Source organism: Kitasatospora sp. NPDC127111 (genome assembly GCF_042677465.1).
Taxonomy (GTDB): domain Bacteria; phylum Actinomycetota; class Actinomycetes; order Streptomycetales; family Streptomycetaceae; genus Kitasatospora.
In genome coordinates, this window is the sequence record NZ_JBHXTG010000081.1 from 1 (window position 1) to 25,480 (window position 25,480).

The following is a 25,480-nucleotide window of genomic DNA, read 5'->3' on the forward strand; positions in this document are numbered from 1 at the left end:
CCGACCCGAAGCCGTACGTCTGGACAAAGACCGCAGACGAGATCCTCGAACGCCTCGCCGGATATCTGAAGCGAATTCCAGACTCAGGACACTAGGGCGTGTCTGACAATTCGCGTCGGATCAGCGCGCGGCGCTGGGGTGCGTGCATCGCAAGGCGGAGGAGGGAGTCCATGCGGAGCATCGGCGACCGACGACAACGCGGCGAGGTGCGTGCCCCAGCGCCGCGCGCCCGGCGGGAATTGTCAGACACGCCCTAGCGTCCGCGGCGAGGGGAGGACGGATGAATCGACGCGGTGCGGTGAGGTGGCGGCCACTCGGACGCGACGACCTCGGCGAGATCACCGAGCTCGCCCGGAAGTGCCTGGCGCACGACGGCGGGCTGCCGGCGACCGCCTCGGCGGGCTTCCTGGAGCGTAGGTACACGGGGGTGGTTCTCGGTGCCTACGACGGCGAGCGGCTGGTGGCCTCGGGTGCGGCAGCCGCCGCCGTCGTGGGCACGGTCGACCCGGAGTACCGGGGGCAGGGGATCGGCGCCGAGCTGCTGGACCGGCTGCTCAACGCCGCACAGGAGCCGGTGCGGGTGGCGACGGAGGCGTTGACTCCCCAGGCGCACCGGCTCTTCACCTCGCGGGGGCTGCGGCAGACGTTCGCCGAGGACGTCTTCCGGCGGGAGCTGGCGACACCGGTGCTGCCGGGCGAACTCCCCGGCGGCACCAGGGTCGAGGAATGGGCGGCGCACAACACGGCCGCCTTCCACGAGGCCTACCACGCCTCCTTCGCCGACCGGCCCGGCTTCCCCGGCTGGACGCACGACGAGTGGGTGGAGTGGCTGGTGGACGACGAGTTCCTCCCGGGCTGCTCCCTCCTCGCCCGCACGCCCGAGGGCACGCCCGTCGGCTTCGTCGCGTGCGCGCGGGGCTTCCTCATCCAGGTGGGTGCCGTCCCGGCGTGGCGGCGGCGCGGGCTCGCGCGGGGGCTGGCCGCGCTCGCCCTCGAACGGCTGCGGACCGGCGGCGGCACCGAGGTCTTCCTCGACGTGAACGTCAACAACCCCGCCTCCGCGGGCCTGTTCACCCGACTCGGGTTCGAGGCAGTCGCCCGCCGGGCCCGGTACGAACACCCGTCGCCCCGCTCCGGCCCGACGTCCGATTCGCCCGCCGAACTCCCCGGCGCCTAGGGCGCCTTGGCGGCCGGCACCGAGGCCGCGCGGAGCGGCACCAGGGCGCGCAGCCGGAAGCCCCTGCCGCGTTCGCCCGGGCCGGTCTCCAGCCGGCCGCCGACCAGCGCGAGCCGCTCGTCCAGGCCGGAGAGCCCGTTCCCCGGCCCCGACTTGCCCGGCCCCGCCCCGTCGTCGGTGATCTCCAAGGCGGCGTAGCGCTCGCCGCCGTCCTCCCACACCTCGTCGGCCCGCACCGTGCAGAGCGTCGCGCCCTCGCCGTGCCGGACGATGTTGGTGACCGCCTCGCGCAGCGCCCAGGCCAGCGCGCCGGACTCCTCGCCGGCCAGCCCGGGCCAGGCGTCCACCAGCTCCGGCGGCGCGTCCAGCCGGACCTGCGCGGCGGCCAACGCCGTACGGGCGGCGGCGAGTTCGACCGGCAGCGTGGGCCGGCGGAACCCGGTCACCGCCTCCCGGACGTCGATCAGCGACTGCCGGGCCACCTTCTCGATGTCGGCGACCTGCGTCCGCGCCGCCTCGTCCTTGCCGGCGTCCATGAAGCGCCCGGCCAGCTCGCTCTTCAGCGTGATCAGCGACAGCGAGTGCCCGAGCAGGTCGTGCAGGTCCCGGGCCAGCCGCAGCCGCTCCTCGGAGGCGGCCAGGTGGGCGACGGCGGCCCTCGCCTCGCGCAGCTCCCGCATGGTGGTGACCAGCCGCTGCAGCCCGGTCATCGCGACGCCGGAGAGGAAGGCGGTGAGCGCGATGGTGGGGATGTCGCCCGGATCGGCGTGGCTGAGCAGCCCGGTCACGACGGTGAGCCCCGCCATGCCGCCCACCCCGGCCAGCGCGTAGCGCACCGGCGCGATGATCGCGACGCTGACCGAGGCGTAGGTGAACAGCGTGAGCCAGGCGGTGCCCAGGGCGAACGCGCTCGCCACGGCGGTCAGCACCATCCCCGCGACCACCACCCGGCAGGCCCGCGGCCGCATGCTCTCGGTCGAGCGGAAGGCCACCAGGCTGATGTAGCAGCAGACGAAGGCCACCAGCGCGATCCAGCCGGCCACGGTGGCGGCCAGGGTGTGCCCGCCGTGCAGCAGGTCGCCCACCGGGTAGAGGAGGTAGACCATCCAGAGCAGCATCCAGCTGACCTTGACCAGCAGTTGCCGCCTGGTCTCCACCGGAGCGCCGGGAACGCTCATGAACGACACGCGCCCCACCCCCACCTCCGGCTGCTCGTCGGAGCGGTGGGTGCGGGACGTGTCTGGCATGGAGGTCATCATGCCTGCCGGGTGTCCCGGCGGTACAGCGCGGCCGCGGCCGCGGCGAAGACCACCAGGAAGCCGGCCAGACCGGCCACCGCGGCGAGGTCGAGCGAGTGCCCGGGCTGGGTGAAGGCGGCCAGTTGGTTGTACTGGTACACCGGGTTGAACCGGGCGACCGTCTCCAGCGTGCCGCTCACCGGGAACCACGTCCCGCCGAACAGCGCCATCGCCATGTAGGCGATCATCACGATGGTCTGCACCGAGTCCGGCGCCGCCGCGTACCCGAACGCCACCCCGAGGGCGGCGAAGACGAAGCCGCCCAGCCAGAGCGCGGCCGCCAGGCCGGCCCACTGGCCCGGGTCCAGCCGCACGCCCTGGCTCGCGCCGACCGCGAACACCACCACGATCGCGGGCAGCGTGGTCACCGCGCTGGAGGCGATCTTCGCCACGGTGTACGCCCGGCCGGGCAGCGCGGTCAGCCGCAGCTGACGCGTCCAGCCGCTCTTGCGCTCCAGCGAGATCCGCTGGGCGGTGCCGGTCAGCACCGAGCCGACCGCGCCGAAGGTGGCCATCGAGACCATGAAGTAGGTCTTCACCGGCAGGCCTCCGGCCAGCTTGTCCGTGCCGTACGCGTTGATGAAGAAGAAGTACATCAGCGCCGGGTAGAGGACCGTGAAGAGCAGGTACTTCTTGTTGCGCAGGGTGCGCACGATCTCCAGCTGGATCAGGGTGGTCATCGCACGGCCTCCGCGAACTCGGTGCTGCCGGCGGCGTCCTGCTCGCCGGTGATGGTCAGGAAGGCCTGCTCCAGGCCCAGGCCGGTGACCTCCAGGCCGCGCGGGTACAGGCCCGCCCGGTAGAGCCCGGCGACGCCGGCGTCGGCGTCCGCGGTCCGGATCCGGACCGTCCGCACGCCCGGCACCCGGGCGCCGACGTCCAGCGCCAGCGTCCCCGGCAGGGTGCGCAGCAGCGACGCGTCGAACGGGCCGTCCGCGTCGTGCAGTTCGAAGGTGATCCGGCGGGCCCCGGCCTTCGCCTTGATCTCGGCGGAGGTGCCGTCGGCGATCAGCCGGCCCCGGTGCAGCACCAGGACGCGGTCGGCGATCGAGTCCGCCTCCTCCAGGTAGTGGGTGGCGAACAGCACCGTGCGCCCGGCGTCGGCCTGCGCCCGCATGCTCGCCCAGAACGCCTGCCGGACGGAGACGTCCATGCCGGTGGTCGGTTCGTCCAGGACGATCAGGTCGTTGGCGCCGGCGACGGCGAGCGCGAACCGGACCCGCTGCTCCTGGCCGCCGGAGAGCTTGTCGACCCGGCGCTCGGCCAGGTCGGTGATCCCGGCGTCGGCCAGCACCTCGGTGACGGCCCGGCCGCGCGGGTGGACGTCGCAGGCCAGCTTCACCAGCTCGCGCACCTTGACGTCGGCCATCAGCCCGCCGCTCTGCAGCATCGCGCCGACCCGGCCGGCCGCGACCGCGGCCCGCGGCGTGCCGCCGAACAGCGAGACGGTGCCGTGGTCGGGCTCGCGCAGGCCGAGCAGCAGGTCCAGGCTGCTGGACTTGCCGGCGCCGTTCGGGCCGAGCAGGGCGACGGTCTCGCCCGGCCGCAGCACCAGGTCCAGGCCGTCGACGGCCCGCACCCGCCCGTAGTTCTTGCTGACGCCCCGGAAGGCCGCCACCTCCGTGCCCATCGCGCCGGTCCTCTCCCCTGCTGGTGTCGTTCGCACCACCTCAGAGTCCCGCGCGGGCCGGGTCCGGCGGCAGTGTGCGCCGTCGTGGCTCCGGGATGACGGATGTCATGCCGGCGGCCGGTACCCGGGTCACGGGCACCGGCCGCCGGAGGTGCGGGTCGGACCGCTACCGCAGGCCCAGCGACTTCTTCACGAAGTCGACCTGGAGCAGCAGCAGGTTCTCCGCGACCTCCTCCTGCGGGGTCATGTGCGTGACGCCCGACAGCGGCAGCACGGTGTGCGGCCGGCCGGCCGCCAGCAGGGCGGAGGAGAGCCGCAGGGTGTGCGCGGCCACCACGTTGTCGTCCGCGAGCCCGTGAATGATCATCAGCGGGCGCTCCAGCCCGGCCGCGTACCCGCTCAGCGAGTTGGCCGCGTACACCTCGGGCCGCTCGGCCGGGTGGCCGAGGTAGCGCTCGGTGTAGTGGGTGTCGTACAGCTCCCAGTCGGTCACCGGGGCGCCGGCCACGGCCGCGTGGAAGACGTCCGGGCGGCGCAGCACGGCGAGCGCGGAGAGGTAACCGCCGTACGACCAGCCGCGGATGGCGACCCGGTCGAGGTCGAGCGGGAACTCCGCGGCGAGCGCCCGCAGGGCGTCCACCTGGTCGTCCAGGGTGGCCCCGGCGAAGTCGAAGGCGATCGACTTCTCCCAGGCCGGGCCCCGCCCGGGGGTGCCGCGCCCGTCGGCGACGATCACCGCGAAGCCCTGGTCGGCGAACCACTGCGAGTTGAGGTGCGGGTTGTGCGCCTGGACGACGCGCTGACCGTGCGGGCCGCCGTACGGGTCCATCAGGACGGGCAGCAGGCCGTCCCGTTCGCGGTCGTAGCCGGTGGGCAGGAAGACCGCCGCGGGGATGCGGCGCTCGCCGGCGTAGCGGAAGACCGGGCGGGCGGTGATGGCCGGCGTCTCGGCGTAGGACTCGATGACGGCGACGTCGTCCACCACCACGCCCTCCGGCAGGTCGCGGGCGACCTGGACGAGCGTGCCGGGCAGGTCGGGCTCGGCGGTGGCCCGGACGGTGATGCCGGCCGCGTGCACGGCGGTGGTGACGGAGGTGAACGGCCGGCCGTTGGCGGCCTCCCAGGCGAGCCGCTTGCCGTCGTGGCCGATCCGGCCGACGGCGATCCAGCCGGGCTCGGGGTCGGTCTCCTCGGCGCCGCCGGAGGCGGTGAAGAACACCTCCTCGGCGGTGACCGTGAGCACCGAGCGCAGGTGCAGGTCGGCCCCGGTGACGGCGTGGTCGCCGATCACCAGCGCCCGGACTCCCCCCTCGTCGGAGATCCGGACCAGCTTGCCGTCAGGGGTCCACGCCGGGACGCCCTGGAACAGCTCCAGCCAGGCGTCGTCGCGCTCCTCGTGCAGCACCTCGGTGGCGCCGGTCTCGACGTCCACCCCGAGGATCCGCTGGCTGCGCTGGTCGCGGGCCTGGACGAGCAGCAGCGGCACGCCGCCCTTCGACCAGTGCACCCGGGCCAGGTAGGGGAACGCCTCGTGGTCCCAGGCCACCTCGGTCCGGGTGCCGTCCAGGCCGAGGACCCAGAGGCCGACCTCGGCGTCGGCGGTGCCGGCGGCCGGGTAGGCGACCTCGGCGGGCTCGCTGCCCGGGTTGGCCGGGTCGGCGATCCACCAGCGGCGCACCTGGCTGTCGTCGGCCCGCTCGACCAGCAGCCGGTCGCTGTCCGGGGACCACCAGAAGCCGCGGTCGCGGCCCATCTCCTCCTGGGCGATGAACTCGGCCTGGCCCCAGGTGACGTTCGGGCCGTCGGGTGCGGCGAAGGCCCAGTCGGCGGTGCCGTCGGTGCGGGTGAGCCGCAGCTCGCCAACGGTGTTGGCGTACGCGACGAACACGCCGTCCGGGGAGAGCCGCGGGTCCACCAGCGGGCCCTCGGCGGGCAGCTCGGTGCTGATGCCGGCCACCAGGTCGGCGGTGAAGAGCCGGCCGGAGAGGGCGAAGGCGGCGAGCTTCCCGGCGCCGTCCAGCGCGTAGCCGACGATGCCGGCCGAGCCCTCGCGGCTGCGCTCGCGGCGGGCCTTCTCGGCCGGGGAGAGGTCCTCCTCGTCGCCGCCGAGCAGGACGGCCGGATCGGCGGCGATCCGCTCCTCGCCGGTGGCGGTGTCGAGGGTCCAGAGCAGGTTGGCCCGGTCGCTGCCCGAGCGCGAGCGCAGGAAGACGACCCGGGAGCCGTCGGATGCGACGGAGAACGACCGGGGCGCACCGACGGTGTAGCGCAGGGTGCGCGCGTACTGCCTCGGGAACGTGTCCGCAGGGGTGTGGGAGGTCATGGCACCAGACCCTATGACGTTCCGGTGCCGCTGCCCGGTGCCCGGTGATCACTCGTTCGGAGCATCGGCCGGAAGTCTGCACCGATCGGCCGTACACCCCTTCCGACCGGCCCATGCGCCCCATTTGTGCCACCATGCCCCGGCGTGTGCAGACTCACGGAACGTAACGCACCCCTCACGCATCGGGTATGACTGGTCCCACGAGTGATCGTCAGGCCCTGTCCCGGGCCGCCGGTCACCCGACCGCAAGTCCCGCACGGTCCCGACCGCCGCCCTCCCCGAGGGGGTGGCGCACCCGAGAAGGGGTGTGAGCCGCCATGGCTTTGTCCGTCTCCGCAGCCATGCTGATGCTGGTCATCGTGGTGGTGCTGATCCGCCGCTCCGGACTGAAGCTCGCGCACGCGATCATCTGCGCACTGCTCGGCTTCTACCTGGCGTCCAGTTCCATCGCCCCCTCGATCAGCCAGGTCACCAGCAACCTCGCCGGGATGATCAACGGCCTGAAGCTCTGAATCAACGGCCTGAAGCCCTGAACCCCGCCGCCCGGTCGCGGGGCCCTACTCGGCTGGTGGCGCCAGGGGCGCGACGCCGGGGCACGCACCTCGCCGCGTTGTCGTCCGTCGCCAATGGCCCCCAGCCTTCGGCCGGGAGGTGCCCCCACCGCAGTGGCTCCCTCCTCCGCCTCGCGATGCACGCACCCCCACGCCGCACCCGGCTCCGACGCCACCATCCGAGTAGGGCCTAGGCTTCCTCCCATGACTACCGGCCGCCGCCTGCTCCTGGTCCACGCCCACCCCGACGACGAGTCGATCGGCAACGGCGCCACGATGGCCAGGTACGCCGCCGAGGGCGCCCGGGTCACCCTGGTGACCTGCACCCTCGGCGAGGGCGGCGAGGTGATCGGGCCGGAGCTGGCCCACCTGACGGCCGACCGGGACGACGCCCTCGGCCCGCACCGGATCGGCGAGCTGACCGACGCCATGCGCGCGCTCGGCGTCGCCGATTTCCGCTTCCTGGGCGGCCCCGGCCGCTACCGCGACTCCGGGATGATGGGCGTCCCCGAGAACGACGCGCCGGGCTGCTTCTGGCAGGCCGACGTGGACGAGGCCGCCGGCCACCTGGTCGCCGTGGTCCGCGAGGTCCGGCCGCAGGTGCTGGTCACCTACGACGAGAACGGCGGCTACGGGCACCCGGACCACATCCAGGCGCACCGGGTCGCGATGCGCGCGTACGACCTGGCCGCCGACCCGGCGTACCGGCCCGAGCTGGGCCCGGCCTGGCGGATCGCCAAGGTGTACTGGAACCGGATGCCCCGCTCGGTGCTCGACCGGGGCCTGGCCCGGACCGCCGCCGAGGCCCGGTTCCCCGGCGTCGCGCAGCCGGCCGACGTGCCCGGGGTGGTGGACGACGCCGTGGTCACCACCGTGCTGGACGGCACCGCGTACGCCGGCCGGAAGGCCGCCGCGATGGCCGCGCACGCCACCCAGATCACCGTGGCCGGCGACTCCTTCGCGCTCTCCAACCACCTCGGGCAGCCGCTGTTCGCCACCGAGTACTACCAGCTGGTGCGCGGCCAGGCCGGACCGCGACGGCCGGAGGAGGACCTCTTCGACGGCCTCGACACCGCCACCGGCCCCGACCCCGCCAGCGGGCACGGCACCGCCGCCGGGCACGGCACCGCCGCGGGCCTGACCATCGAGGAGGGCGCCCGATGACCGGGCCCGTGGAGAAGCAGCAGGCGGCCCCGCGCCGCTCGGTCCCAGCGGCCGTCCTGGGCACCCGGGAGGAGCGCCTGAGCGAGTCCCAGCCCCCGCTCGCCGGGCGGATCGTGGCTTATGTCCTGTTCTTCCTGCTGGGCTTCGCGGTGTCGGTGTGCGGAGCATTTGTGCAGGCCTTGTGGCCGCCCGTGGGAGTCCTGCTGGCGCTCGCCGCGACCGCCGCGACCTTCTACGCGGGCCTGCGGGTGACCGGCACCCGGCTCGGCGCCGCCCTGCCGGCGGCCGGCTGGTTCCTCGCCCTGCTGCTCCTGATGGTGCCTCGCCCCGAGGGGGACAACGTCCTCTGGACCAATGCCACGTCGCTCGCCTGGCTGTTCGTCGGATCGATCCTGGGCGTGATCTGCGCCACCCTGCCGACCCGGACCAGCTGGTTCCCGGGAGTGCCCGGCCCCCCGCGCTGACCGCCCGGCCGGGCCGCGTACGGTACCGCGCACGACGAGCAGTCAGGACCACACGGCCGTACTCTCATACCGGAAGAACCGGACGTATCAGGTTCTATCCGAACCAGTTCACCGCTCAGTTCTTCCCAGTATGGTGGTGCCGCAGAACGCCGTACCCGACGCCGCCCGCCAGGTCCGGCGCCCACGAACCGCGGTCGGGCCGCACAGCCCGGCCCGCGAACCCGGAGCAGAGCAGCATTGAGCAGCCGCGAATCTGAGAACGCCCACCCGACGCCTCGGCGCACGGGGCCGGACGCCTACCCGTCGGGCACCCCGCCCTACGGGACACCGGAGTTCCCCGGCGGCGACCGTGCGGGTGCCGGTGCCGCCCAGGGCTCGGCGGCGGGTGACGAGGACGAGACCCCGAAGACCGAGACCACGCTGACCACGCGGGTCCGGATCAACATCCCCGGCTCGCGTCCGATCCCGCCCGTGGTGGTCCGCTCCACCGTCAAGAACGAGGACGGCCCCGGCGAGGAGAAGCCGCCGGCCGCGGCCGAGCCGGGCGCTCCCCGGCACCGCTCCGCCGCAGCCGCCTCCCCCGTGCTCGGGGTGATGGAGGGCGGCGCCCGGACGGCCACCCCGCCGAACCTGCCGCCGGAGTGGGAGATCCCGCCGGCCACCTCCGAGTCCGAGTCCACCGGTGCCTGGTTCCGGCCGCGCCAGAAGAAGGCCCCGGCCGCCGAGCCCGCCCCCGCCCCGGTGCCGGCTGGCGCCCCGGGCGCCCCCGCGGCCGCCGCGCCCGCCGCCGGTGCCGAGGCCCGGCCGAACGGCGCCCGCCCGAACGGCGCCCGACCGCAGGGGTCCGGCCGACCGCAGGGCCCGGGTACCGCGCGCCCGGACGCCCGCCCGGTGCCCGCCCAGGGCGGTGCCTCCGCCCCGCGCCCCACCGGCGCGCCCGCGTCCCCGTTCGGCCCCGGCCCGGACGCCCCGGCCGACGAGGCCGGCGTGTACGAGGACGGCCCCGCCGGTCCGCCCTCCTCGCCCGCCTTCGGGCAGGAGGGGTCCGTCGCCCCGGGCGGCCCGCTGCCGCGCCGTGAGCGGCAGGGCGGCGGCCGTCCGCAGTCGCAGGGCTCCGGCCGGCCGGCCGGCGGTGCCCCCGGACGGCCCGGCGCCCCGATGGCCTCCGTGGCCCCCGACGCGGCCAACCCGGAGGACACCTCGGTCGACGGCTTCGAGCCCATCCGCCAGGACACCCCGCCGCCCGCCGCCATATCCGGCCTGCCCCAGAACGGCGGCCCCCGCAACGGCGCCCCGCAGGCCAACGGCGCCCCGCAGAACGGCCGGCCGCAGCCGGGCCTGTTCGCCTCGGCCCCGGCCGGGACGGACCCGTTCGCGGCCCAGCGCCCCCCGGCCGGCACCGACCCGTTCGGCACCGACCCGTTCGGCACCGCCGCCCCGGGCGGCCTCTTCCCCGGGGCCCCCGGCCGCCAGGGCGAGCCCGGCTCCCCCGCCGACCCCTTCAACGGCCCGCCCGTCCGCCCGGACGGCGAGACCACCGCCGCGGTGCCGGCCCCCGCGCCCGCGCCGCAGCCGGCCGAGCCCGCCAAGCCGGCCGCCCCCAAGACCGAGACCGCCAAGCCCCGGAAGGGCGGCTCCGGCAAGAAGCTGGTCAAGCTCGGCGTCTACGGCGTCGGCGGGGTGCTCTTCCTGGGCGCCGCCGCGTACGGCACCGGCCTGATGCTGAACCAGTCCGACGTCCCCAAGGGCACCGTCGTGCTCGGTACGGACATCGGCGGCAGCAACCGCGACCAGGCGATCCACCAGCTCGACGAGAGCGTCGGCAAGGCCGGCCAGCAGCCGCTCAAGCTGAAGATCGGCGACCAGACCCTGGACCTCGACCCGGCCGTCGCCGGGCTGAGCTTCGACACCACGGCCACCGTGGACAAGCTCACCCAGCACTCGTACAACCCGGTCGACGTGATCAGCTCGCTGAAGGGCGACGAGAAGGCCGTGCCGCCGGAGGTCAAGGTGGACCGGGCCAAGCTCAAGGCCGCCCTGGACGGGCTGGCCACCGGCTCCGGCCAGGGCCTCACCGAGGGCTACGTCAAGTTCGGCGAGAACGGCGAGCCGGTCGTGGTGCCCGGCAAGGCCGGTCAGGCGGTGGACTCCGCCTCCGCCGTCGACCAGGTCGAGCAGGCCTACCGCGACCGCGCCGCCGGCAAGACCGAGCAGCCCGTCGCGCTGACCGTCACGGCCGCGCAGCCCAAGGTCTCCACCCAGGCCCTGCAGGCCGCCGCGGACAGCCTCGGCAAGTCCGTGGTCAACGGGAAGATCCACCTCGTGGCCGGCGCCAAGACCTTCGACTTTGGCCCGAAGACCGCCGCCAGGACGATCACCCTGGTGCCGGACGCCTCCGGCAAGATCGTGCCCAAGTGGGACCTCGACGCGCTGAACGGCCAGCTGAACGGCGTGTTCGACAAGGTGAAGGTGAAGAAGAAGGACGGCCAGACGGGTGTGATCACCCCGCAGGACGCCGCCGACGCCATCGCCTCGGTCTTCGACAAGACCGGCGACAAGGACCGCACCGTCAAGTTCACCACCGTCTGACCCGGATCCGTCGTGGAGGGGGCGGGCCCGATCCGGGCCCGCCCCCTCGACAACCGCGCTCCCCGGTCAGCAAGATGTGACGCCACACCACGCGCACCGTTCGTCACATCTGCATCGGGAGTACCGCCATGGGCCGCCGCCACCTGTCACGCCGCACGGCCCTGCTCGCGTGCCTCACCGCCGTCTCCCTCTCGTTGACGCTCTGTGCCTGTTCCGCCGGCCCCGACGACGCCGTGGCGATCCCGTCCACGCTGGAGACCCCCAAGCTCACCGCGATGGACATCAACCCGCACGACCGCGCCGACCTGCGCCAGGGCGGCACCCTGCGGGTCGCGATCGCCCAGTTCTCCACCCAGTGGTCGCCGATCCAGGCCGACGGCACCGAGTCCTCCACCGTCACCGTCACCAAGCCGCTGCTGCCGACCTTCTTCCGCTCCGACGCGGCCGGCACCCAGACCGTCAACCCGGCCTACCTGCAGGACGCCCACGCCGAGGTCCGGGACGGCCACCAGGTGGTCACCTGGACGCTCAACCCGAAGGCCAGGTGGTCCGACGGCACCCCGATCACCTGGCGCGACCTGGAGGCCAACTGGCGCGCGCTGAACGGGAAGGACCCGGCCTACAAGCCGTCCAGCAGCACCGGCTTCGAGCTGGTCACCTCGGTCGAGCGGGGCAAGGACGACTTCCAGGCCGTGATGACCTTCGAGCGTCCGTTCTCCGAGTGGCAGTCGATGTTCAACGGCGCCGCCAACGCCCCGCTGCTGCCGGCGAGCCGGATCGCCACCCCGGAGCTGTTCAACACCGCCTACCTGGACGCGATCCCGGTCACCGCCGGCCCGTTCAAGGTCGAGAAGCTGGACCGGGCGGCGCAGACCGTCACCCTGGTCGCCGACCCGGCCTGGTGGGGCGACAAGCCGATGCTGGACCGCATCGAGTTCCGCGCCATGCTGCCCAACACGATGGCCGGGGCCTTCGGCGACGGCACCGTCGACTTCTTCAGCAACGGCCCGAACGTGGCCGGTTACCAGCTGATCAAGGCCACCAAGGGCGGCTCCGTGCGCCGGGCCGGCGGGCCCGACTTCCGCCAGATCACGCTGAACGGCAAGAGCCCCGTGCTGACCGACCCGACCGTCCGGCAGGCGCTGTTCCAGGCGATCAACCGGGACGCCATCACCCGCACCGACCTCTCCGGCCTGGACTGGCCCACCGTCAACCTCAACAACCACCTGCTGGTGGCCAACCAGAACGCCTACCGGGACAACTCCCTCGGCCTCAGCCGCTACGACCCGGGCGAGGCGGTCCACAAGCTCGACGCGGCCGGCTGGAAGCTCGACGGCGACGTCCGGAAGAAGGACGGCAAGGAACTCGGCCTGCGGATGGTCATCCCGAGCGGCGTCACCCAGGCCCAGAACGAGGCCAACGCCACCGCCCACGACCTCCGGATGGTCGGGGCCAGGGTCACCGTCGTGATCGCCAGCCCCAACGAGTTCTTCGACAAGTACATCAACCGGCACGACTTCGACATCACCGCCTACTCGCTGCTCGGCACGCCCTTCCCCGCCACCGGCAGCCGCGCCAACTTCGTCCAGAACGGCGGCACCAACCACGCCCAGGCCGGCAGCCCGGCCGTCGACACCGCCCTGGACCGGGCGGCCGGCGCGACCGACGCCGCCACCTCCTTCGATGCCATCAACCAGGCCGACGGCGAGCTGTGGAAGGTCGCCGGCGTCCTGCCGCTCTACCAGCGCCCGCAGCTGTACGGCGCCCGCGCCAACCTCGCCAACATCGGCGCCCAGGGCCTCTCCGACATCGTCTGGGAGAACGTCGGCTTCACCAAGTGACGCCCGCGGCCGCCGGACACCGCAGGCGGTCCCGGCGGCCGGACGCGGCGCGCGACACGGCAGGCGGACACGGCCGGGCCCCGGAACCCGAACGCGGTTCCGGGGCCCGGCCGGTGCGGGGTCAGCCCGCGCCGATCACGTCCCGCACCTCGGCGAAGTGGCACGCCGACTCGTGCGCGGCCGGCCCGGTCAGCCCGGACGGCACCGCCAGCAGCGGGAGTTCGGTGGAGCAGCGCTCCTGCGCCTTCCAGCAGCGGGTGCGGAACCGGCAGCCGGACGGCGGGTTGGCCGGCGACGGCAGGTCGCCGCTGAGCAGGATGCGCTCGCGCTGCTCGCGCCCGGTCGGGTCCGGCACCGGCACCGCGGAGAGCAGCGCCTGGGTGTAGGGGTGGGTCGGGTGGGCGTAGATCTCGTCCTCCGTCCCGATCTCGACCAGCTTGCCGAGGTACATCACGCCGACGCGGTCGGAGATGTGCCGGACGATCGAGAGGTCGTGCGCGATGAACATGTACGAGAGGTTGAACTCGCTCTGCAGCTGCTCCAGCAGGTTGATCACCTGCGCCTGGACGGACACGTCGAGCGCCGAGACCGGCTCGTCGCAGATGATCACCTCCGGCTTGAGCGCCAACCCCCGGGCGATGCCGATGCGCTGGCGCTGGCCGCCGGAGAACTGGTGCGGGTACCGGTTGATGTACTCGGGGTTGAGGCCGACCACGTCCAGCAGGTCCTGAACGGCCTTGCGGCGGTCGCCCTTCGGCGCCACCTCGGGGTGGATCTCGAACGGCTCCCCGATGATGTCGCCGACCGTCATGCGCGGGTTCAGCGAGGTGTACGGGTCCTGGAACACCATCTGGATGTTCCGGCGCACCGCCTTCACCCCGGCGCCGGAGAGCCGGGTGATGTCCTCGCCCTTGAACAGCACCTGGCCGGACGTCGCCCGCTCCAGGTTCATCAGCACCTTGGCCAGCGTGGACTTGCCACAGCCGGATTCGCCGACGATGCCGAGCGTCTCCCCCTTCTGCAGGTCGAAGGAGACGCCGTCCACCGCCTTCACCGCGCCGACCTGCTTCTTGAAGACGATGCCCTGGGTCAGCGGGTAGTGCTTGACCAGGTCCCTGACCTCCACGATGGGCTCAGCCATGGAGGGTCTCCTTCCAGAAGTGGCAGGCGCTGCGGCGGCCGGGCAGGTCCTCCCCGTCGGCGCCCAGCACCGGGACCAGCCGCGGGAGTTCGGTCCGGCAGCGGTCCTCCGCCCGGTCGCAGCGGGGGTTGAACGCACAGCCCTGGGGGATCCGCAGCAGGCTCGGCGGCAGGCCCTGGATGGCGTAGAGGTTCTGGCCCTTCTGGTCCAGCCGCGGGATGGAGTTGAGCAGGCCGCGGGTGTACGGGTGGGCCGGGCGCGCGTACAGCTCGTGCACGGGGGCGGTCTCGACGATCCGCCCGGCGTACATCACGGCGATCTTGTCCGCGACGTCGGCCACCACGCCGAGGTCGTGGGTGATCAGGATCAGCCCCATGTTGAACTCGGCCTGCAGCTCCGCGAGCAGGTCCATCACCTGCGCCTGGACGGTGACGTCCAGCGCGGTGGTGGGCTCGTCCGCGATGATCAGGTCCGGCTCCAGGGCCAGCGCCATCGCGATCATGATGCGCTGGCGCATGCCGCCGGAGAACTGGTGCGGGTAGTCGTTCACCCGCTGCCGGGCCGCCGGGATGCGCACCCGCTCCATCAGCTCGACGGCCTTCTCCTTGGCCTCCTTGCGCGAGGCGCCCTGGTGCACCCGGAACATCTCGCCGAGCTGGAAGCCCACGCTGAGCACCGGGTTGAGCGAGGAGAGCGCGTCCTGGAAGATCATCGCGATCTTCCGGCCGCGCACCGCCCGGCGCGCCTTGGGGCTCATGGTGAGCAGGTCCTCCCCCCGGAACCGAATCGCGCCGGCGGTGATCTTCCCCGGCGGCATGTCCAGGATCCCCATGATCGCCTGCGCGGTCACCGACTTGCCCGAACCGGACTCGCCCAGCACGGCCAGCGTCTCCCCGGCCGACACCGAGTAGCTCACGCCGTTGACGGCCTTGGCCACGCCGTCCCGGGTGTGGAACTCGATGTGCAGGTCGTCGACCTCCAGCAGCGGGGTGCCGGGCACCAGGTTCTCCCGGCGGCCCGCGACCACCTCCACCGCGTTCTGGCGCGGCACCGCGTCCTTCGACACCCTCGACGGCTTCGTCACGTCACTCATCGTCCGCGGCCCTCCTCAGCGCAGCTTCGGGTCGAGGGCGTCGCGGACCGCGTCGCCCAGCATGATGAAGGCCAGCACGGTGATGCTCAGCACGGCGGCCGGGAAGAGCAGCACGTGGGGGGCGGTCAGGAACCGGGCCTGGGCGTCGCTGATCATCAGGCCCCAGGAGATCGCCGGGGACTGGATGCCGATGCCCAGGTAGGACAGCGCGGCCTCGGCGCCGATGTAGACGCCCAGGTTGATGGTCGAGACCACGATCACCGGGGCGACCGCGTTCGGCAGGATGTGCCGGCTGACGATCCGTCCGGTGCCGGCGCCGAGCGCCCGGGCCGCGACCACGTAGTCGTTGTGCTTGTTGGAGAGCACCGCCGAGCGCATCAGCCGGTAGATCTGCGGCCAGCCGAGCACGGCCATCACCGCGGAGACCGTCCAGGCGTTCCCCTTGCCCCAGGTGGACATGATCAGCATGCCACCGAGCAGCAGCGGGATGGCGAAGAAGATCTCGGTGACCCGGGAGAGCGTGCTGTCCCAGAGCCCGCCGGTCCAGCCGGCCCAGAGGCCGAGGGCGCCGCCGACGGCGACCACCAGGCTGGTGGTCAGGATGCCGACGATGATCGAGTTCCGGGCGCCCCAGACGGCGCGGGTGTACACGTCGCAGCCCTGCACGTCGAAGCCGAACCAGTGCTCCGCGCTGGGCCGCTTCAGCGAGTCGCTCAGGTTGCAGAAGCCCGCCGAGGACGGGTCCCCGTCGGTGAACAGCTGCGGGGCGACGGCGAGCGCCACCATGAAGACCACCAGGAACCCGCCGATCAGGAACAGCGGGTTGCGCCGCAGGTCGTACCAGGCGTCGGTCCAGAGGCTGGCGACCCGCTCGCCGCCCTTGGCCCCGCCCGCCGCCGGGGCGGCGGCACCGCCCGCGACCGGCCCGGAGCCGGCCTGCCCCGGGATCGCCACCGTCGTGTTCTCGCTCTTCGTCGGCTCACTCATAGCGGATCCTCGGGTCCAGGACGGCGTACAGCAGGTCGACGACCAGGTTGGCGAACAGGTAGACCAGCACCAGGGCGCTCACGATGCCCACCACGATGGTCCGTTCACGCAGGTAGACGGACTGGAACAACTGGTGCCCGACCCCGGGGATGTTGAAGATGCCCTCGGTGATCACCGCACCGCCCATCAGCCCGCCGAGGTCCATGCCCAGGAAGGTGACGATCGGGATGAGCGCGTTGCGCAGCCCGTGCCGGACGACCACCCGGAACGGGCTGAGGCCCTTGGCCACCGCCGTCCGCACGTAGTCGGCGCGCATCACCTCGATCAGGCTGGTCCGGGTGAGCCGGGCGACGTACGCCAGCGAGGTGGAGGCCAGCACGAAGGCCGGCATCAGGTAGGACCGGAAGCCCGCCTCCTCGTTGAAGGAGACCGGGAAGAAGTCGAAGCCGTAGTCGGTGTTGAGCTTGACCCCGAGCACGAGTTGGAGCACGAAGCCGATCACGAAGGTCGGGATGGAGATGACCATCAGGGTCGAGATCAGCACCAGGTTGTCGATGAACCGGCCCCGCCGCAGGGCGGCGACCACACCGGCGGTGATGGCCACCACCATCTCGATGACCAGCGCGGTCACCGCCAGGTTGATGGTGTAGGGGAAGGCGTTCGTCATGACGTCCACGACCTCGTTGCCGCGGTAGTCCTCGCCGAAGTCACCCTTGAACAGACCCACCAGGTAGTCCCAGTACTGGACGAAGAACGGGTCGTCCAGGTGGTACCGGTCCCGCAGCACCGCCACCACGGTGGGATCGGCCCGTTTCTCACCGGCCAGTGCCGTAATGGGGTCGCCGGGCAGCAGGAAGACCAGTGCGTAGATCAGGAACGTCGCGCCGAGGATCACAGGTATGGCCTGGATGATCCGGCGGACCACATAGCGGCCCATGCGGCCTCCTCGTGGCTCGGGGCACGCCGGTGGCGGGCGGCGCGGGGATCGCCCGCGCCGCCCGTCAGGACGTACCGGTCAGCTGGTGCGCGGTCAGGCCAGCTCGACGTTGGCGAGGTCGATGCGGTTCTGGGCGTCGATCACCACGTTCTTGACGTCCTTGGTGTAGGCCGCGGACGACATGTAGGTGTAGATCGGGATGTACGGAACTTCCTTGATCAGGATGTCGTCGGCCTGCTGGTAGAGCTTGATGCCCTCGGCCTCGGTCTTCGCGCTGTCGGCCTTGGCGAGCAGGGCCTCGAACTCCTCGTTGACGTAGCCGCCGTAGTTGGAGCCGTTCTCGATCGCGACCTTGGAGAAGATCGGGCGCAGGTAGTCCTCGATCGACGGGTAGTCCATCGACCACGCCGACCGGAAGGCGCCCGAGTACTGCTTGGCACCGAGGGCGTTCAGGATCGCGCCGAACTTCTCGAACGGCTTGAAGGTGACCTCGATGCCGAGGTTGTTCTTCAGCTGGTTGCCGACGGCCTCGATCCACTCCTTGTGGCCGCCGTCCGCGTTGTAGCCGATCTCCAGCGTGTTCCCGGGCAGGCCGCCGGCCTGGGTGAACAGCTCCTTCGCCTTCGCCGGGTTGTACTTCACGACGTCGCCGAGCGCGCCCTGCCGGTATCCCGGAATGATCGGGCTGATGAAGTCGTCGGCGGGCTTGCGGGTGCCCGAGAAGATGGTCTTGGTGATCGCCTCGCGGTCGATCGCCATCGAGATCGCCTTGCGGATCTCCGGCTTCGCGAACGCCGGGTTGGTCGCGATCGGGAATCCGAGGTAACCGACGCCGGATTCCGGCTTGTAGATGTAGCGGTCACCGAACTCCTGGGAGACGGTCGCCATCGCGGAGACCGGGAGCTTGTTGGTGATCTGGATGTTGTTGGCGCGGAGGTCGTTGTACGCGGTTTCCAGCTTGTCGTAAATCTTGAAGGTGACGGAATCCAGCTTGGCCTTTCCGTCGGCCGCCGGGAAGTTCTCGTACCGCTTGACCTTGATCTGCTTGTTGTGCTCCCACTTGCCGTCCATCTGGAACGGGCCGTCGCCGATCGGCGCTTCCTCGAAGGCCTTCGGGTCGGTGAAGAACGCCTTCGGCAGCGGGTAGAAGGCGGTGTAGCCGAGCATGGTCTTGAACTGCGAGAACGGCGCCTTGAGGGTGACCGTGAAGGTCTTGTCGTCGACGACCTTGAGGCCCTTGAGCTCCTTGGCGCTGGGCTTCTTGTCCTTGCCCGGCGCCAGCTCCTCGGCCCCGACGATCTTGTCGTAGAAGGGCAGGCCCTCGGCGGCGTTGTCCTGGTTGGCACCCCAGTTCCAGGCGTCGACGAAGTTCTGCGCGACGACCTTCTCGCCGTTGTGGAAGGTGTAGCCGTCCTTGAGCTTGATCGTCCAGACGGTCGCGTCCGGGCTCTCGATCGACTCGGCGACGCGCAGCTGGGGCGAGTTGTCCTTGTGGTCGTACTCGACCAGGCCGGCGAAGAGCGCCGAGAGGACGTGGGCACCCTCGGACTCGGCGGTGTTCTGCGGCACCAGGCCGTGCTGCGGCTCACCCGACTCGATGCTGATCGAGCCGCCCTTCTTCCCGGACCCGCCGTTCGCGCCCTCCGTGGACTTCTTGCCGCTGCCGGTGGTGCACGCGGAGATCGCGAGCGCCGTGCAGGCCGCCAGCGCGGTCCACCGCATGGTCTTGGTGAGCCTCATTCAACTGCTCCTCGTTTTAGGGGCTTACGAACGAACGGCGCCCCGCCACTCGGTGTGCCGGGCATGGCGAGGGTCGACATCTCAGGGCCGATCCGCACAGTTGGCGAGGTGACCACTGATACGCGCAGAGCAACTATCGATCACCGGACCCCTCCGGCGGAATCCACGTCACATCTCTTTTCAATTACATGCTCAGACCAAGTCGTGACAATGCTCGCCAAATTCCGGCATAACGCTTCCGGAGCTCGGGATTCCGATTTCCGGATAGCGAACATTATTCGCCGGTATCCGATGCTTTACGGAGCGTAATGATCAAAACCGGCCATCGAATTCCGGTGTTTCCGCAGGCAACACGAAGGCGCGCCCTCCGGATGGAGGGCGCGCCCCGGGTTCGGGATCCGGACCGGGGTGTCAACCGCTTTCCGGCTCGGCCGGCGGCGGCTCCTCCCCCTCCGCCCCGCGCTCCGCCGCGCCCGGTCCCGACTCGCGCTCCGCCGTGCCCGGTCCCGACTCGCGCTCCGCCGCGCTCTGTCCGATCTCGCGCTCCGCCGCGAAGTGACACGCCGACTCGTGCCGGGCGAGCCCGTCCAGCCAGGACGGCACCGCCAGCAGCGGGACCTCCACCGCGCAGCGCTCCTGCGCCTTCCAGCAGCGGGTGCGGAACCGGCAGCCGGACGGCGGATTGGCCGGCGAGGGCACGTCCCCGGTGAGCACGATCCGGTCCCGGGACTCGCGCGCCGTCGGGTCCGGCACCGGCACCGCGGAGAGCAGCGCCTGGGTGTACGGGTGCGTCGCGTGCTCGTAGATCTCCAGGTCGCTGCCGATCTCGACCAGCTTGCCGAGGTACATCACGCCGACCCGGTCGGAGATGTGCCGGACGATCGAGAGGTCGTGCGCGATGAACATGTACGAGAGGTTGAACTCGCTCTGCAGCTGCTCCAGCAGGTTGATCACCTGCGCCTGGACGGACACGTCGAGCGCCGAGACCGGCTCGTCGCAGATGATGATCTCGGGCTTGAGCGCCAACCCCCGGGCGATGCCGATGCGCTGGCGCTGGCCGCCGGAGAACTGGTGCGGGTACCGGTTGATGTACTCGGGGTTGAGGCCGACGACGTCCAGCAGGTCCTGGACGGCCTGGCGGCGGTCGCCCTTCGGCGCCACCTCGGGGTGGATCTCGAACGGCTCCCCGATGATGTCGCCGACCGTCATGCGCGGGTTCAGCGAGGTGTACGGGTCCTGGAACACCATCTGGATGTTCCGGCGCACCGCCTTCAGCCCGGCCCCCGACAGGCGGGAGATCTCCTCTCCCTTGTAGCGCACCGAACCGCCGGTGGCCGGCTCCAGGTTCATCAGCACCTTGGCCAGCGTGGACTTCCCGCAGCCGGACTCGCCGACGATGCCGAGCGTCTCGCCCTGCATCAGGTCGAAGTCGACGCCGTCGACCGCCTTCACCGCGCCGACCTGCTTCTTGAAGACGACCCCCTGGGTCAGCGGGAAGTGCTTGAACAGGTCCCGGACTTCGAGGATCGGCTCGCCGCGCGGCACCTCCTGGGCGAACACGGCCTCCTCCGGCACCGCCGCCCCCAGCGCACTGGCCCCGTTAGCGGTCATGGAGCGTCTCCCTCCAGAAGAAGCAGGCGCTGCCCCGCCCGGCCAGCTCGGTGCCGTCCTCCTCGGTCACCGGGAACAGCTCCGGCACCTCGGCCCGGCAGATGTCCTGGGCCCGCGGGCAGCGCGGGTTGAACGCGCACCCCGGCGGGATCCGCAGCAGGTTGGGCGGCAATCCCTTGATCGCGTACAGCTCCTGGCCCTTCTGGTCCAGCCGGGGGATGGAGTCCAGCAGGCCGCGGGTGTACGGGTGGGCCGGGCGCGCGTACAGCTCGTGCACCGGCGCCGTCTCCACGATCCGCCCGGCGTACATCACGGCGATCTTGTCCGCGACGTCGGCCACCACGCCGAGGTCGTGGGTGATCAGGATCAGCCCCATGTGGTACTCGGCCTGCAGCTCGGCGAGCAGGTCCATCACCTGCGCCTGGACGGTGACGTCCAGCGCGGTGGTGGGCTCGTCCGCGATGATCAGGTCCGGCTCCAGGGCCAGCGCCATCGCGATCATGATGCGCTGGCGCATGCCGCCGGAGAACTGGTGCGGGTAGTCGTTCACCCGCTGCCCGGCGGCGGGGATGCGCACCCGGTCCATCAGCTCGACGGCCTTCTCCTTGGCCTCCTTGCGCGGGATCCCGTGGTGGGCGCGGTACATCTCGCCGAGCTGGAAGCCCACGGTGAGCACCGGGTTGAGCGAGGAGAGCGCGTCCTGGAAGATCATCGCGATCTTCTGGCCGCGGATCCTCCGCCGTTCCTCCTTGCCCATCTTCAGCATGTCCTGGCCCCGGAACCGGATCTCGCCCCGGGGGATCCGGGCCGGCGGCATGTCCAGGATCCCCATGATCGCCTGGGCGGTGACCGACTTGCCCGAACCGGACTCGCCCAGCACCGCGAGCGTCTCCCCCGCGCTGACGCTGTAGTTGACCCCGTTGACCGCCTTCGCCACCCCGTCCCTGGTGACGAACTCGACGTGCAGGTCCCGGACTTCGAGCAGCGGCCCCTGGTAGGGCGCCTCGCGCTGGGGCTTGGTGCTGTCCACAGCTGTAGTCACGATGCGTCCCCTCGCTCAGCGAAGCTTCGGATCGAGGGCGTCGCGGACCGCGTCGCCCATCATGATGAAGGCCAGCACGGTGAGGGAGAGCGCCGCCGCCGGGAAGAACATCACGTACGGGGCCGTCCGGATCACCTTCTGGGCCGAGGAGATGTCGATGCCCCAGGAGATGGTCGGGTCCTGCAGGCCGATGCCGAGGAAGCTCAGCGTGGCCTCGGTGGCGATGTAGCCGCCGAGCGCGATGGTGGCCACGACGATCACCGGGGCGACCGCGTTCGGCAGGATGTGCCGGAACATCAACCGCGGAGTACCGGCGCCCAGCGCCTTGCCGGCGACCACGTAGTCGGACTGCTTGACCGTCAGCACCGCGCCGCGCATGACCCGGGCGATCTGCGTCCAGCCGAGCACGACCAGCGCGATCACCACGCTCCAGACCGTCCGCCGGGCGGAGAAGGCGTTCAGCATGACCAGGGCGCCGAGCAGCAGCGGGATGCCGAAGAAGATGTCGACGATCCGGGACAGCACCGCGTCCAGGACCCCGCCGAAGTAGCCGGCGGTCATGCCGACCAGCCCGCCCAGCAGGGTCACCCCGGCGGTGACGAAGATGCCCACGGTGATCGAGGCGCGGGCGCCGTAGATCACCCGGGCGTAGATCGACCGGCCCAGCGCGTCGTAGCCGAACCAGCCGGCGCCGAAGAAGTCCGTCCAGTCGGGCCGCTTGAGGTAGTTGTGCACCAGGTCGGCCTGGCGCGGGTTGGCGTCGGTGAACGCCCAGGGGAAGATCGCCATCAGGACCAGCAGCACGATCAGCAGCACCGAGATCAGGAAGATCGGCCGCCGGCGCAGGTCCCGCCAGGCGTCGCCCCAGAGGCTGCGCGCCTCCTCGCGCTTGTCCGGGTTCGGCTCGACCAGGGTCTCCTGCTCGACCGCCATGCCCTGCTCGCCGGCGTAGTCCAGGTGGTCGAGGCCGGGCTTGGGGTGCGGCTCGAAGTCGCTCTCGTCGTGGAGGTCAGGCATAGCGGATCCTCGGGTCCAGGACCGCGTAGAGCAGGTCGACGATCAGGGAGGCGACCAGGTAGACGATCACCAGGACGGTCACGATGCCGACCACGGTGGGCCCCTCCTTCTGGTTGATCGCCCGGTACAGGACGTTGCCCACGCCCTGCACGTTGAAGATCCCCTCGGTGACGATCGCGCCGCCCATGAGCGCCCCGAGGTCGGTGCCCAGGAAGGTGACCACCGGGATCAGCGAGTTGCGCAGCAGGTGCCGGGTGACGATCGTCCGCCGCGGCAGGCCCTTGGCGACGGCCGTGCGCATGTAGTCGGCCCGCAGGTTCTCGCCGATGGACGTCCGGGTGAGCCGGGCGACGAACGCCAGGGAGAGCGAGCCCAGCACGATCGCCGGCAGGATCAGCTGGGAGATGTCCGTGGAGTCCTGCACGGTCGGGGTGACCCAGCCGAGGTTGGTCGCGAAGATCGTCTGGGCGAGGTACGCCAGCACGAAGACCGGGATCGAGATCACCAGCAGGGTGAGGACCAGGACCAGGGTGTCCTGGACGCTGCCCCGCCTGAGGCCGGACACCAGGCCGAGGAGGAGGCCGAAGATCATCTCGAAGCCGAAGGCGAGCAGCGCCAGCCGGATGGTGACCGGGAAGGCGTCGGCCATGATGTCGCTGACGGAGCGGCCGGTGAAGCTGGTGCCGAAGTCCCCCTGGAAGAGGTTCCCCATGTAGTGCAGGTACTGCTTCCAGATCGGCTGGTCGAGGTAGTACTTGTGCTTGAGGTTGGCCACCACCGCGGGGTCGGCGGCCTTCTCTCCGAACAGCGCCGAAACCGGGTCGCCCGGCAGCGTGTAGACCATCAGGAAGATCAGCAGCGTGGTGCCGATGAACACCGGGATCATCTGCAGCACCCGCCGCAGCACGTAACTGCCCATCAGAGCCTCCTTCCTAGGGACCGGGTGGGTCGAGTGCCCGGGCCCCGCCCTCCGTGCGGGGAGGGCGGGGCCGGTGCGGCGGCCCGGTCAGCCGTTGACCTGGACCTGGGTCCAGGCCGGGTTGCCGAAGGAGTCGAACGTGACGTTGTGGACGTTGGCGGAGTAGCCCGAGTTGGTCCGGTAGTACCAGAGCGGGATGGCCGGCATGCCGCTGGGCAGCACCGCCTCTGCCGCCTGGTAGCCGGTCACCGAGTCGGCCACGCTGGGGGCCTGGTCGGCCTTGGTGGCCTGCTGGTCGAACTGCGGGTTGCTGTAGCCGAAGTCGTTGGACGCGGCGCCGGTGCGGTAGACGTCGGCGAGGAAGTTGGCGTTCAGCGGGTAGTCCTGCACCCAGCCGGTCCGGAACATCCCGTTGATCTGGTGTCCGGTGATCGCCGCCCGGGCGGTCTTGAAGTCGGGCTTCGGGTCGCCCACGCACTCCACCCCGGTGCTCTGCCGGATCGAGTTGCAGACCGCGTCGACCCACTCCTTGTGGCCGCCGTCCGCGTTGTAGGTGATGGTCAGCTTGTTGTTCGGGACGCCGCCGCCCTGGGCGATCAGCTGCTTGGCCTTGTCCGGGTTGAACGTGCAGAACTCGCCGCACTGGCCGGCCTTGTACCCCTGCACGCCGTCCGCGACCCAGGCGCTGGCGGGGGCGCGCGAGCCCTGGAGCACCGTCTTGGTGATGGTGTCGCGGTCGATCGCCATCGAGATGCCCTGGCGGACCAGCGCCTTCTCCGGCGGGGCCCATTCCGGCTGGTACAGCGTGAAGCCGAGGTTCTGGATGGCGCCCTGCGGGGAGTCGATCGCCCGGTCACCGAGGTCGCTCTTGTACGTGGCCAGCGCGGACGGCGGCACCTGGTCCATCACGTCCAGGTTGTTGGACTGGAGGTCGGCGTAGGCGGCCTCCGCCGTGTTGTACATCTTGAAGATGACGCCGCCGTTCTTCGGCTTGTCCACGCCCTGGTAGTTCGCGAAGGTCTTGGTCACCACCTGCTGGTTGTGGTCCCAGCTGACGAACTGGTACGGGCCGTTGCCCACCGGCTTCTGGCCGTAGCCGGCCGGGTCGTTGAAGAACCCGCTCGGCAGCGGGGAGAAGGCGATGTAGCCGAGCTTGTACTTGAAGTACGAGACCTTGCCGCTCAGCTTGATGGTGAAGTGCGTGTCGTCCACGACGGTCAGGCCGGACATCTTCGTCGCGGTCGGCTGGCCGCTCTCCGGGTGGACGTCCTTGTAGCCCTCGATGTCGGAGAACCAGGAGCTGTTGATCTGGTTGTTGCTGGTGGTCGCGCCCCAGTTCCAGGCGTCGACGAAGTTCTTGGCCTGGACGGGCGTGCCGTCGTGGAACGTCCAGCCGGACTTCAGCGTCACGTTGTAGGTCTGCGAGTCGCTGGTGTCGATCGACTCGGCGACCTGCATCCGGAGCTGGGCGTTGCTGGGGTCGTAGTCGACCAGCCCCTTGAAGAGGTTCTGGATGATGCGACCGCCACCGGTCTCGTTGGCGTTCGCCGGCTGCAGCGGGTTCTGCGGCTCACTGCTCTGGTAGCTGAAGGTCTTGCCGGTGTCCGACGAACCGCCGCCCCCGCCGTCACTGCTGCACCCGCTGGCCGCGAGGGCCACGGATGTCGCGCCGGCGAGGACCCAACGGGCACGGGTGGCTGCGGGCATGAAGGTCCCTCCTCAAGGTGTGTGTCGCATCACACCCCATGAGAAGCGCGCCTTCGAGGCGGCGCGAGTCGGGTACCCCCGGATGGGTGCACGGCGCCGCCTCAGCCCGTTGACGCCGCCCCGGGCCGGCGGAACGCGGCCCCGGGAACGCGACCCCGGGAACGCGGAAGGGCCCGCGGCCGGAAGCCGCGGGCCCATCCGGGGTAACCTCCGGGGTTCACAACGCGGCGGCCCTCAACCCGACCAACG

General features: G+C 71.3%; 20 protein-coding genes. 6 read left to right on the forward strand and 14 right to left on the reverse strand.

Translation table 11 applies throughout. The annotated features are described in order from the left end of the window. Positions 1–280 precede the first annotated feature (280 nt). Entirely contained in the window at positions 281–1,177 is an 897-nt protein-coding gene (locus ACFVHB_RS33835; protein ID WP_380329864.1) for a GNAT family N-acetyltransferase, read from the forward strand. Here ACFVHB_RS33835 and ACFVHB_RS33840 read toward each other — a convergent pair. The 4 genes from ACFVHB_RS33840 to ACFVHB_RS33855 form a co-directional block, all read right to left on the reverse strand. Then, the gene (locus ACFVHB_RS33840; protein ID WP_380329866.1) at positions 1,174–2,424 is read right to left on the reverse strand and encodes a sensor histidine kinase; all 1,251 of its coding nucleotides are present in this window, start codon (positions 2,422–2,424) and stop codon (positions 1,174–1,176) included. The genes ACFVHB_RS33835 and ACFVHB_RS33840 overlap by 4 nt on opposite strands. 8 nt (positions 2,425–2,432) lie before the next feature. After that, complete coding sequence (locus ACFVHB_RS33845) at positions 2,433–3,155, reverse strand: ABC transporter permease (RefSeq protein WP_380329868.1); 723 nt, start codon at positions 3,153–3,155, stop codon at positions 2,433–2,435. Continuing rightward, the gene (locus ACFVHB_RS33850) at positions 3,152–4,105 is read right to left on the reverse strand and encodes an ABC transporter ATP-binding protein (protein ID WP_380329870.1); all 954 of its coding nucleotides are present in this window, start codon (positions 4,103–4,105) and stop codon (positions 3,152–3,154) included. Before ACFVHB_RS33850 ends, ACFVHB_RS33845 begins: the two co-directional genes overlap by 4 nt. Before the next feature lie 166 nt (positions 4,106–4,271). Further along, positions 4,272–6,428, reverse strand: a complete 2,157-nt coding sequence (locus ACFVHB_RS33855; RefSeq protein ID WP_380329872.1) for a prolyl oligopeptidase family serine peptidase — start codon at positions 6,426–6,428, stop codon at positions 4,272–4,274. A 317-nt stretch (positions 6,429–6,745) separates the two neighbouring features. On the opposite strand from ACFVHB_RS33855, the gene ACFVHB_RS33860 reads away from it, so the two are divergent. The 5 genes from ACFVHB_RS33860 to ACFVHB_RS33880 all read left to right on the forward strand — a co-directional run bounded on the left by ACFVHB_RS33860 (position 6,746) and on the right by ACFVHB_RS33880 (position 13,037). Further along, entirely contained in the window at positions 6,746–6,940 is a 195-nt protein-coding gene (locus ACFVHB_RS33860) for a DUF2304 family protein (RefSeq protein WP_063347949.1), read from the forward strand. Between the two features lie 243 nt (positions 6,941–7,183). Continuing rightward, positions 7,184–8,143 carry an N-acetyl-1-D-myo-inositol-2-amino-2-deoxy-alpha-D-glucopyranoside deacetylase gene (gene mshB / locus ACFVHB_RS33865; protein ID WP_380329874.1) on the forward strand — a complete coding sequence of 320 codons (960 nt, stop codon included), beginning with the start codon at positions 7,184–7,186 and terminating at the stop codon, positions 8,141–8,143. Next, on the forward strand, positions 8,140–8,607 hold the full coding sequence (locus ACFVHB_RS33870) for a DUF6113 family protein (protein WP_380329876.1): 468 nt from the start codon (positions 8,140–8,142) through the stop codon (positions 8,605–8,607). Before mshB ends, ACFVHB_RS33870 begins: the two co-directional genes overlap by 4 nt. Before the next feature lie 237 nt (positions 8,608–8,844). Then, positions 8,845–11,196, forward strand: coding sequence for a peptidoglycan binding domain-containing protein (locus ACFVHB_RS33875; RefSeq protein WP_380329878.1), 2,352 nt, complete (start codon positions 8,845–8,847; stop codon positions 11,194–11,196). Positions 11,197–11,324: 128 nt separating this feature from the next. Then, positions 11,325–13,037: an ABC transporter family substrate-binding protein gene (locus ACFVHB_RS33880; protein WP_380329880.1), complete on the forward strand. Its 1,713-nt coding sequence runs from the start codon at positions 11,325–11,327 to the stop codon at positions 13,035–13,037. Positions 13,038–13,158: 121 nt separating this feature from the next. Here the strand turns inward: ACFVHB_RS33880 and ACFVHB_RS33885 are convergent, their stop codons facing one another. From ACFVHB_RS33885 to ACFVHB_RS33930, 10 genes are all read right to left on the reverse strand, one after another. Next, on the reverse strand, positions 13,159–14,178 hold the full coding sequence (locus ACFVHB_RS33885) for an ABC transporter ATP-binding protein (protein ID WP_380329882.1): 1,020 nt from the start codon (positions 14,176–14,178) through the stop codon (positions 13,159–13,161). Then, the gene (locus ACFVHB_RS33890; RefSeq protein WP_380329884.1) at positions 14,171–15,271 is read right to left on the reverse strand and encodes an ABC transporter ATP-binding protein; all 1,101 of its coding nucleotides are present in this window, start codon (positions 15,269–15,271) and stop codon (positions 14,171–14,173) included. Before ACFVHB_RS33890 ends, ACFVHB_RS33885 begins: the two co-directional genes overlap by 8 nt. Positions 15,272–15,286: 15 nt before the next feature. Continuing rightward, the gene (locus tag ACFVHB_RS33895) at positions 15,287–16,258 is read right to left on the reverse strand and encodes an ABC transporter permease (RefSeq protein ID WP_380329885.1); all 972 of its coding nucleotides are present in this window, start codon (positions 16,256–16,258) and stop codon (positions 15,287–15,289) included. Then, positions 16,251–17,195, reverse strand: coding sequence for an ABC transporter permease (locus ACFVHB_RS33900; protein ID WP_360197110.1), 945 nt, complete (start codon positions 17,193–17,195; stop codon positions 16,251–16,253). Before ACFVHB_RS33900 ends, ACFVHB_RS33895 begins: the two co-directional genes overlap by 8 nt. 93 nt (positions 17,196–17,288) lie before the next feature. Beyond that, positions 17,289–18,935 carry an ABC transporter substrate-binding protein gene (locus tag ACFVHB_RS33905; RefSeq protein ID WP_380329887.1) on the reverse strand — a complete coding sequence of 549 codons (1,647 nt, stop codon included), beginning with the start codon at positions 18,933–18,935 and terminating at the stop codon, positions 17,289–17,291. Between the two features lie 411 nt (positions 18,936–19,346). Beyond that, positions 19,347–20,546, reverse strand: a complete 1,200-nt coding sequence (locus ACFVHB_RS33910) for an ABC transporter ATP-binding protein (RefSeq protein WP_380329889.1) — start codon at positions 20,544–20,546, stop codon at positions 19,347–19,349. Beyond that, positions 20,536–21,588, reverse strand: coding sequence for an ABC transporter ATP-binding protein (locus tag ACFVHB_RS33915; protein ID WP_380329891.1), 1,053 nt, complete (start codon positions 21,586–21,588; stop codon positions 20,536–20,538). Before ACFVHB_RS33915 ends, ACFVHB_RS33910 begins: the two co-directional genes overlap by 11 nt. A 15-nt stretch (positions 21,589–21,603) precedes the next feature. Then, on the reverse strand, positions 21,604–22,521 hold the full coding sequence (locus ACFVHB_RS33920; RefSeq protein WP_380329914.1) for an ABC transporter permease: 918 nt from the start codon (positions 22,519–22,521) through the stop codon (positions 21,604–21,606). Between the two features lie 76 nt (positions 22,522–22,597). Continuing rightward, positions 22,598–23,524 carry an ABC transporter permease gene (locus ACFVHB_RS33925; protein ID WP_380329893.1) on the reverse strand — a complete coding sequence of 309 codons (927 nt, stop codon included), beginning with the start codon at positions 23,522–23,524 and terminating at the stop codon, positions 22,598–22,600. Positions 23,525–23,611: 87 nt separating this feature from the next. Further along, complete coding sequence (locus ACFVHB_RS33930) at positions 23,612–25,231, reverse strand: ABC transporter substrate-binding protein (RefSeq protein WP_380329895.1); 1,620 nt, start codon at positions 25,229–25,231, stop codon at positions 23,612–23,614. Positions 25,232–25,480: the final 249 nt, after the last annotated feature.